This window comes from Rhodococcus sp. NPDC006774 (assembly GCF_040636045.1).
Lineage (GTDB): Bacteria > Actinomycetota > Actinomycetes > Mycobacteriales > Mycobacteriaceae > Rhodococcoides.
Genome location: NZ_JBEYIW010000008.1, coordinates 270,274 through 278,766, shown reverse-complemented (window position 1 = coordinate 278,766; position 8,493 = coordinate 270,274). Strand labels below are relative to the sequence as shown.

Genomic DNA, 8,493 nt, shown 5'->3' with positions numbered 1-8,493 from the left:
CGATGCAGCTCAGGTGAGTATTGGCGAATCACGGGAGCAGTTACACGAAGCAGAGATATTCGCGCCGAGTGCTGATAACCAGTCTACTACTTGACATAATGTTGATTATCGGCAAAGTATGGCCGCAGCTCGGAGGCTGTGTCGATGGTCGGCAGGTCGTCTCGCGTGCGCTGACTCATTCCGGGTAGGTCCTTGTCGCCTGTCCATCGGCAATCCGCTTTCTCGAGTGGCCTCCGGCGGTCATCCGTGGAGTTGCCCAGCAGGCGGCTGCTCGCCGCGAATCGATGGAATGCTCGGTATCGACGTAACCCGGGCGGCCCTTTTCTGGTCGCCTCCTGGGGTCGACTTCAGGTCCAACTCCATCACATCGAATCGTCACAGTGACGATTCGATGTGATGGAGCGGAACTGCCATTCGTTGCCACCTGACATCGGCGATAATCGCTCGAGGCATAAACAGTCGTTGTGGTCAGTACTGGCCGATCGACTGGTCGAATCACCCGTTCCTGTTACGCTCCGAGGAATTGTTGCTCGGGGCAAAAACCAGCCGAAGGTCACTCGATGTTTGCCGTTCGTCCGTTCAGCTCGGCCTCGGGTCGAAATGCGTCACGCCCACGCGAGGACACGTCGGTGTCGGAGTTGTTGGATCTGGACGCGACTCGAACTCGCCTCATTCGATTGATCGTCGGCTTGGGCACGTTCTCGATCGGGCTCATCGGATTGCTCAGCGCACCGTCCGAGGAGTACAGCGGTTGGCGAGTGTATGCGGTGGTCGTAATAAGTCTGACCGCGTTTCCGGTGGCGCTGCGTTGGGTGTTCGGCAGATGGCCCGGCCGGCGTCTGCTGAGCGCGTTCATCGTGTATTCGGATATATCCATCGCGGTCAGTCTGGTGATGAAAGACACGGCATTGACGGCAATGGGCGGAACGGTCTTGTTCGCTGTAGTCACGATGCTGGCCGTAATAGCGGTGCCGCCACTCCCCTGCGCCATACATATGCTTTTCGCTACGGCCATTCTGTCCGTCGTGGCCGTACGCACGGTCCAGGCCGACATCGCCAGCGGCTGGGTCGTCGCCGCACACAGCTTGACCATGTTGTTGATATTCGCCTCTCCTCTGGTCTTGGTGGTGTACGTGAGCGAACTCCGTTCTCGTGCAAGAGAATCGCTGGTCGATCCGTTGACCGGTCTACACAACCGTCGCGGGCTGTTCTCTGCGGTTGCTGCCACCGCGATGGCGACGTCGGATGTCGAACCCAGGGTGATATGCGCCGTCGCCGCCGACGTCGACGGGATGAAGCGTGTCAACGACAACTACGGACACCACACCGGCGACGCTGTCCTGGTCGACGTTGCCCAGCATCTGCGAGCGTTGGCCGCAAACCGCTGGATCGTTGCACGATTGGGTGGTGACGAGTTCGCATGCATCGCCGTCGGTCGGCGTGCCGACCTCGCTGCTCGAACTGATGACCTCGTAGCGAGCCTTACACAGGCCCGGATGTTGTCCGGACTCACCGTCAGCGTCGGGTCGGCGGCCGTACACATCGACGCGGACAGCGATGTTCGGCAGTCTGCGCACGACGTACTGCGCATCGCGGACTCGGAGATGTATCGCGCGAAACGCAGTCGCTGGCCGGCGTGAGCAGGTGTCTCTCCCCGGCCTTCGCGTTCCACTCGGCGTTGGGTGGTCACGCGCGTCGGTCACGGACGCTCCTCGAGAGGTACCGGTTCCGTTGTGGATCTGGGAAACTTCTCGTTTTCGTGCGTCCCGAGAGCGGGGTCGAATTCGTCGCCGACGGGATCGGGGGGCGTAGCACCCACCTGATCCGCCAACTCCAATCCCGCACCTGCGTAGACGTTGAACGCGATGTCCACGCCGTGCTCCTTGGCCCACTGCACTTCGTCGTCGTAGCGAGCCACGGCTGCGACCGTTCCACTGAATCCGGATTCGCGCAGACAGGCGAGTGCTGTGACGTTGGCACCGTGACGTGGCATCGCGAGCACGGCAATGCGGACCGACTCGGAATGCCGCAGTTGATTCCAGAAATCGAGATCGGTTGCGTCCCCCTCGATGACTCGCAGTCCTTGATCGGCGAGGCGGCGAATACGAGGCCCGTCGTAGTCGACTCCCACCACATCGAGACGGTAGTGATCGGTGAGTCGCTGATAGGCCGCGAATCCGACACGACCCATGCCGATCACGACGACCTCGGCGTCGCCGGCGTCGCCGGATCGCTCCTCGGGATGCAGGCTCTGCTCGTCCTGCTCGGGCAGACGTGTCGCGATCTTCTCGACCATCAGGTGTCCACGGCCGTTCACCAGAGCCGACGCGACAAAACTCAGAGCTACGGCGATCGACATTTCGACCAGCCATGCCGGTGCGAGGAGGCCGGTCGTCACACCTACCGAAACGACGATCAGACCGAACTCGGAGTAGTTCATCAGGCTCAGTCCGGCGAGGAGCGCGGTCCGATATCGCAACTTCATCATGGCGAACAAGCCCAGGTACAGGACGGATTTGAGTGGCAGCAGAAGCACCATGAGCAGGGCGACGCCAAGACTGGGTAGGTCCGGCAACCCGGACAGACCGATCGAGACGAAGAAGCCGACCAGGAGCAGTTCCTTGATGTGGAACAGCGATCGTGACAGTTCGGACGAGGCCGGATGCGATGCCAGCAACACACCGATGACCAGCGCGCCCAGGTCCCCTTTGAGTCCGAGGGCGGAGAACAATGCGTAACCCGGGACCAGCGCCATCACGATGCCGAACAGTGATTGCATCTCGCCGTGGCCCAGTCCGCTCCATATTCTCCGAAGGATCCGCGTCACCGGCCACAGCAGTACGAGCGTCACCGCCCATGGGCTCGGTAGTGAACCGCTGGTGATCGTGAGGAAAACCACGGCAACGATGTCCTGCATGACCAGGACACCGATCGCCACGCGCCCGTAGAGGGCGTGCGACTCCCCTCGCTCTTCGAGAACCTTGACCACGAACACTGTGCTCGAGAACGACATCGCAAAGGCGAGCAACGCTATCGTCGTCAGGCTCTGGCCGGACAACATGGCCAATCCGGCGACGGCGGCGAGCCACAGCACGGTGGTACCGACCACGATGCTCGCCACCAGATGCACCGAGGTCGTCAGCCACACCTCCCGGCGCAGAAGAATACGAACGTCGAGCTTGAGGCCGATAGCGAACAACAGCAGCGTCACGCCCAGATCGGCGATGAGCTCGAGCTGGGGCACCTCACCGACATCGAGCGCATTGATGACGAAACCGGCAGCGAGAAACCCGACCAGGGGAGGTAGCCGTACCACCATGGCAAGTCCGCCCAAACCGAAGGCGATGACGAGGTAGATCGCGGCAATTGTCATGCACGGTCCCTTTGCTGGTGGGCTGCAACCGGATCTCCAACGGATCGACGACATCGGCACATGCCGTCGGAGTGCCCCCAGTATCCCGGCAATCCGGGTATTTCACAGCGCACGACTGCCGACGAGAACGGCGATCGACGAAGTCGTCAGATGACTTCGTCGATCGCCGTGAGCACGATCGAGCTACCGGTCCCTCCGTGCGGAAGGTCTCAGAGCTCGAACTCGGCCGGATCGATTCCGACTGCGAAGCACGCATTGCGTACGGCAGCCTTCTCGTGATCGTCGAAATGGCCGTCCGCGCCGCCGATGATGATGCCGATCTGGATGACGGCTCGTGCCTGGTCGGGCTTCGACTTCAACTTGCCGATCGTCGCTGTCGCCTCGACCTTCCCGAAGTCGAAGTCTCCTTGCAGCTTGTCGCAGTACCAGTCGAACTTCTGTCGAAGCTCGTCGGGCTCGAACACCCGCAGGGCCTCGTTGCCGGCGATCAGGGATGCCGTTTTCTGGCGCTCGGCAGGATCGATGGTGCCGTCCGCCGCCGCGATCAGGGCACACATGGCCATGCTGCCGTTGGCGAATTCCTTGTTCTTGAACTGGCTGGTCTTGGTCTGCAGCTGGCCGTTCAATTCCTGTGCCTTGGACTTGAGTTGATCCCAGAACGCCATGGAGCTCCTCACTAGGTCGTACCGTCCGCGCAGTCGCATGGACGGTACGACCATTGTCCATGGAGTCGGTGAACGAGACAGGAACCGCAGTTCAGCGCAGCCGCTCTGCGTCCTGCGCCTTGGCCAACAGTTCGGCACACAGTCGGTGCAGTTCCGCGGCGTCGGCCCCTTCCGCCACCGCCGTGCCGACATCCTCGGCGGCACACCGAACCTCGAACGCTCGGTCGGCCGCCGCCGACACCTCCTCGGCGGTCAGCACGACGGCGTCGTCGGGAATCGACGTTCCTTTGATTGCGCTGCGCTGCTCGTAGGCGCGTTGACGGCACGATTGACGGCAGTACCGCCGCTTGCGGCCGGTTCCGGTGTCGGCGACCGGGCGCCCACACCAGGCGCAGGTCTGGTCGCGGCGGGTTCTGGCGGACATGGTCGTTCAGCCTACTGCGGTCGCGAGGTAAGATCGCTCGATAAGCTGCGCCGATGGGACCGCACCGGGGCTCATCGGCCCGGGAACGAACCGGCGCGCGGCGACGTTGTAGATCAGTGGGTAGACGGTGTAGTTCGATGTCGACGGATGGCTTCGACGCACGTACCTACTATCGATGGAGAGGACTTCACCATGGCAGATCGTGTACTTCGAGGTAGCCGACTGGGAGCGGTCAGCTACGAGACCGACCGTGATCACGACCTGGCTCCCCGCCGCGTTGCGCGCTACCGGTGCGACAACGGCGAGGAGTTCGACGTACCGTTCGCCGACGATGCCGAGATCCCCGGAACGTGGGCATGCCGCAACGGGTTGGAAGGGTCGCTGATCGAGGGCACCGCGCCGGAGGCCAAGAAGGTCAAGCCTCCCCGTACCCACTGGGACATGCTGCTCGAGCGTCGTTCGGTCGACGAGCTCGAGGAACTTCTCAAGGAGCGCTTGGACCTGCTGAAGGTGAAGCGCCGCGGCGCATGATTGTCGTTGCTCACTGCACCGCCTGATTGGAAACAATCCGGCGGTGCAGTTTTTTTATGTATTTCGAACCCATTAGATGTTTTCGTTCGCTTTGTTGCATTCATTGTCGCCTGAACAGGGATTCCAATTACGATCGAGTGGCGGCGTGACAGTCCGAGGTGACATCATCGAGTATCGGTTGTCACACAGGTGGACGATTCGTGAACGGTCGCCGTAACGGTTGTCGGAAAATACCGATAAACAGCAGCACCGGAGTCGATAAATCAGGGGGCAGCAACTCGTGAGCCAGGATTCTGATCAGCGCTCGACCGACGCTTTGCGTACGGCGGCCTCCGAAGCGAAATCGGAAGGTCATCGTGCGGTCGGCGAGCAAAAGCTTGCGGAGTTGAGGCGCGAGTTGGACGGAATCGACGAAGTTCTTCGCGCTGCAATTCGAGATCGCATCGATGTGTGTGTACGTGTTGCACACGTAAAACGTGAACACGCGATTCCGATGATGCAACCGGGCCGCGTCGGGCTGGTGACCGAGCGAGCGAGAGACTTCGCATCGGCCAACGGTTTGTCTCCCGACTTTCTCGAAGATCTGTACCGATCGATGATTGCAGAGGCATGTCGCGTCGAGGATTCGATCATCGATTCTCCGCCGCCCGGCCTCGACAGTGAACGGTAGAAGCACCCCGATGACGATCCATACGCTCCTGGTGGACAATTACGATTCGTTCACCTACAACCTGTACAGCCTTCTGGCCGAGGTGAACGGTCGGCCGCCGACGGTGGTCAAGAACGACGTCGAATGGACGTCACTGGATTTCGATGCCTACGACAATGTCGTGATCTCGCCCGGTCCCGGGCGCCCGGATCTGGAGCAGGACTTCGGAATCAGTGCCCGAGTGATCAACGAGTCCGGTCTACCGATACTCGGCGTGTGCCTCGGGCATCAGGGTCTGTGTCATCTGTTCGGTGGCACCGTGGATCTCGCGCCGGCGCCGATGCACGGCAGGATCACCGACATCACTCATACCGGTGTGGATCTGTTCGCCGGGATTCCGTCGCCGTACTCGGTTGTGCGGTACCACTCGCTCGTCGTGACCCGTACCCCTGCCGACTTCGAGGAAGTCGCATGGACGCCCGACGGACTGGTCATGGCAGTTCGGCACCGCAGCAAGCCCATGTGGGGAGTTCAGTTCCATCCCGAGTCGATCAGTACCGAATACGGCCGTGAACTTCTCGCCAACTTCCGCGATCTGACACTGGCACAATCGAGTGCATCGAGTGCTGCGCGTACTCAGGATTCGATGTTCACCATCGAGACACGTTCGCTCGACGAGGCTTTCGATTCCGAGCAGGTATTCGAAGCCCTCTTCGCGGACGGCTCGAAGAGTTTCTGGCTGGACGGCAGCGCGGCTCTCGAACCCGACTGCAGGTTCACCGTCATGGGCGACTGCTCGGGTCCCCACGCTGAGTACGTGACCTATTCGGTTGCCGAGACGACGGTGACCGTGCAGGGTGCCGACGGTACGACCGAGCTCATCCACTCGACATTCTTCGACTACATCGACGACCGATTGCGAGAGCGGGCCACTCCCCCTCGGCACGACTTACCGTTTGCTTTCGGGCTCGGCTACGTGGGGTACCTGGGTTACGAACTCAAGGCGGACACCGGTGGGCAGCTGGTTCACACAGCTGCGACTCCCGACGCATCGATGGTTTTCGCAGATCGCGCGCTGGTGTTCGACCACGAGGCCGGCACCCTCTATCTGATGGGGTTGGCCACCACCCCCGGGGATCCTGTGTTGGCGCAGTGGTTCGACTCGGTCACCGACACCCTGCGTGGCCTGTCCCGAAAGGCCACCTCGGTCGACCGTGCGGGTGCGCCTGCGACCGGCACTCCCCTACTCGGAGCCGATCGGTCGCTCGAGCCCCGACTGCGCCACGACCGTGCCCACTATCTGGATCTGATTTCCCAGTGTCTTGCCGAGATTCGCTCCGGTGAGACGTACGAGGTCTGCTTGACCAACACGGCGTCCGTAGCCGGTTCCATCGACGCAACCGCCACTTACTCGTACATGCGCGAGATCAACCCCACTCCGTACAGTGCGCTGCTGAAGTTCCCCGAGTTGTCCGTGTTGAGTGCGTCTCCGGAACGCTTCTTGCGCATCGACGCCGACCGGATCGTCGAGTCCAAACCGATCAAGGGAACGCGTCCCCGCGGGGCCACAGCGGAGGACGACAACGCACTCAAGGCGGACCTCGTCGCGAACGAGAAGGACAAGGCCGAGAACCTGATGATCGTGGACCTGGTGCGCAACGACCTCGCCCAGGTGTGCGTGCCGGGGTCGGTACACGTGCCCAAGCTGTTCGATGTCGAAACCTACGCTCCGGTACACCAATTGGTCTCGACCGTTCGTGGTCGCCTGCGCGACGACGCGTCCGCGGCGGACTGCATCCGTGCTGCGTTTCCGGGTGGATCGATGACGGGAGCACCGAAGATCCGCACGATGGCGATCATCGACAAGCTCGAAGACGGACCGCGGGGGGTGTACTCGGGTGCAATCGGTTACTTCTCGATCACCGGCACCGCGGACTTCTCGATCGTCATTCGCACGATCGTGGCCACCGAACACGAAGTGACCTACGGGGTGGGTGGCGCGATCGTGGCACTGTCGGATCCCGACGAGGAATTCGAGGAGACGATGGTCAAGGCTGTGTCCATGCGCCGAGCGCTGACCGGGCGGACAGCGAACAGCGGGTAGAGCACACGCGCTCCACCCGCTGTTCGTAGATCCTTCGGCTCGAGGCCGTGCTGCCTTACGGAGTGGTGAAGTATTCGAACACAGCAGGCTGGGCCTGCGGGTTTCCGTTGCTGGTGCCGATGACTGCGCCGGCCACCGTACCGATGACGGTTCCGATGATGCACCCGGAGATGAAGTTCGGGAAGATCGACACACAGCCGATGGCGAAACCGAGGCCTGCGCCGATCGCCGTGCCGACACCGCCGCCGTTGTTCCAGCCGATGGCGAGCTGGTTGACCATGTTGTCGAATGCCTGCTGCTTGGTCCGCGGACCTGCGACCTCGGCGACGGGAACCGTCTGCGGAGTCAACGTCAGTTCGCGGCCCTCGGCACCGATCAGCGGTGCGATCGAATAGACGGTGCCGTTGATGGTGTACTCCAGCGGAACAGATGCAACCGTGGCACCGGCCTGGTCGATGATGGACACGGTCTCGCTCGTGGCATCGACCCGGAACAGTCCGGCATCGAGGACGGTGGTGACCGTTCCGTCGGGGTTGACCGACGTCTCGTAGTTCACCGGGTCCGACGACGGGTCTGCCACAGCATGGCCTGCACCGGTGGCCACCGCAGCGGTCAACGCCACCGCTACCGTTGCTGTTCTGATCAGTTTCACTTCTGTCCCCTGGTGGTTGTGATTCGTATTCGACGGCATTCGTGTCGAATGCCGATGGTATTCGTAGATCTGCCCTTCGATGTGAAGAACACACC

The 8,493-nt window shown here is 61.7% G+C and carries 8 protein-coding genes; 4 read left to right on the top strand and 4 right to left on the bottom strand.

Annotated elements, in window-relative coordinates:
* Positions 1 to 560: 560 nt before the first annotated feature.
* The gene (locus ABZ677_RS15255; RefSeq protein WP_358370604.1) at positions 561 to 1,640 is read left to right on the top strand and encodes a GGDEF domain-containing protein; all 1,080 of its coding nucleotides are present in this window, start codon (positions 561 to 563) and stop codon (positions 1,638 to 1,640) included.
* Positions 1,641 to 1,699: 59 nt separating this feature from the next.
* On the opposite strand, the gene ABZ677_RS15250 is transcribed toward ABZ677_RS15255, so the two are convergent.
* The 3 genes from ABZ677_RS15250 to ABZ677_RS15240 all read right to left on the bottom strand — a co-directional run bounded on the left by ABZ677_RS15250 (position 1,700) and on the right by ABZ677_RS15240 (position 4,462).
* A complete protein-coding gene (locus tag ABZ677_RS15250; RefSeq protein WP_358370601.1) occupies positions 1,700 to 3,373 on the bottom strand; it encodes a cation:proton antiporter family protein in 1,674 nt (557 codons plus the stop codon).
* A 209-nt stretch (positions 3,374 to 3,582) separates the two neighbouring features.
* Positions 3,583 to 4,038 carry a TerB family tellurite resistance protein gene (locus ABZ677_RS15245; RefSeq protein WP_032398482.1) on the bottom strand — a complete coding sequence of 152 codons (456 nt, stop codon included), beginning with the start codon at positions 4,036 to 4,038 and terminating at the stop codon, positions 3,583 to 3,585.
* Positions 4,039 to 4,129: 91 nt separating this feature from the next.
* Positions 4,130 to 4,462 (bottom strand): hypothetical protein, encoded by a 333-nt coding sequence (locus ABZ677_RS15240; protein WP_094634419.1) that lies wholly within the window; start codon positions 4,460 to 4,462, stop codon positions 4,130 to 4,132.
* A 192-nt stretch (positions 4,463 to 4,654) separates the two neighbouring features.
* On the opposite strand from ABZ677_RS15240, the gene ABZ677_RS15235 reads away from it, so the two are divergent.
* The 3 genes from ABZ677_RS15235 to pabB all read left to right on the top strand — a co-directional run bounded on the left by ABZ677_RS15235 (position 4,655) and on the right by pabB (position 7,746).
* Positions 4,655 to 4,993, top strand: coding sequence for an RNA polymerase-binding protein RbpA (locus ABZ677_RS15235; protein ID WP_027497120.1), 339 nt, complete (start codon positions 4,655 to 4,657; stop codon positions 4,991 to 4,993).
* Positions 4,994 to 5,273: 280 nt separating this feature from the next.
* Positions 5,274 to 5,663 (top strand): chorismate mutase family protein, encoded by a 390-nt coding sequence (locus ABZ677_RS15230; RefSeq protein WP_358370596.1) that lies wholly within the window; start codon positions 5,274 to 5,276, stop codon positions 5,661 to 5,663.
* Between the two features lie 10 nt (positions 5,664 to 5,673).
* A complete protein-coding gene (gene pabB / locus ABZ677_RS15225; protein WP_358370594.1) occupies positions 5,674 to 7,746 on the top strand; it encodes an aminodeoxychorismate synthase component I in 2,073 nt (690 codons plus the stop codon).
* A 55-nt stretch (positions 7,747 to 7,801) separates the two neighbouring features.
* Here pabB and ABZ677_RS15220 read toward each other — a convergent pair whose 3' ends face one another.
* Complete coding sequence (locus ABZ677_RS15220; protein ID WP_037189282.1) at positions 7,802 to 8,398, bottom strand: hypothetical protein; 597 nt, start codon at positions 8,396 to 8,398, stop codon at positions 7,802 to 7,804.
* Between the last annotated feature and the right edge of the window lie 95 nt (positions 8,399 to 8,493).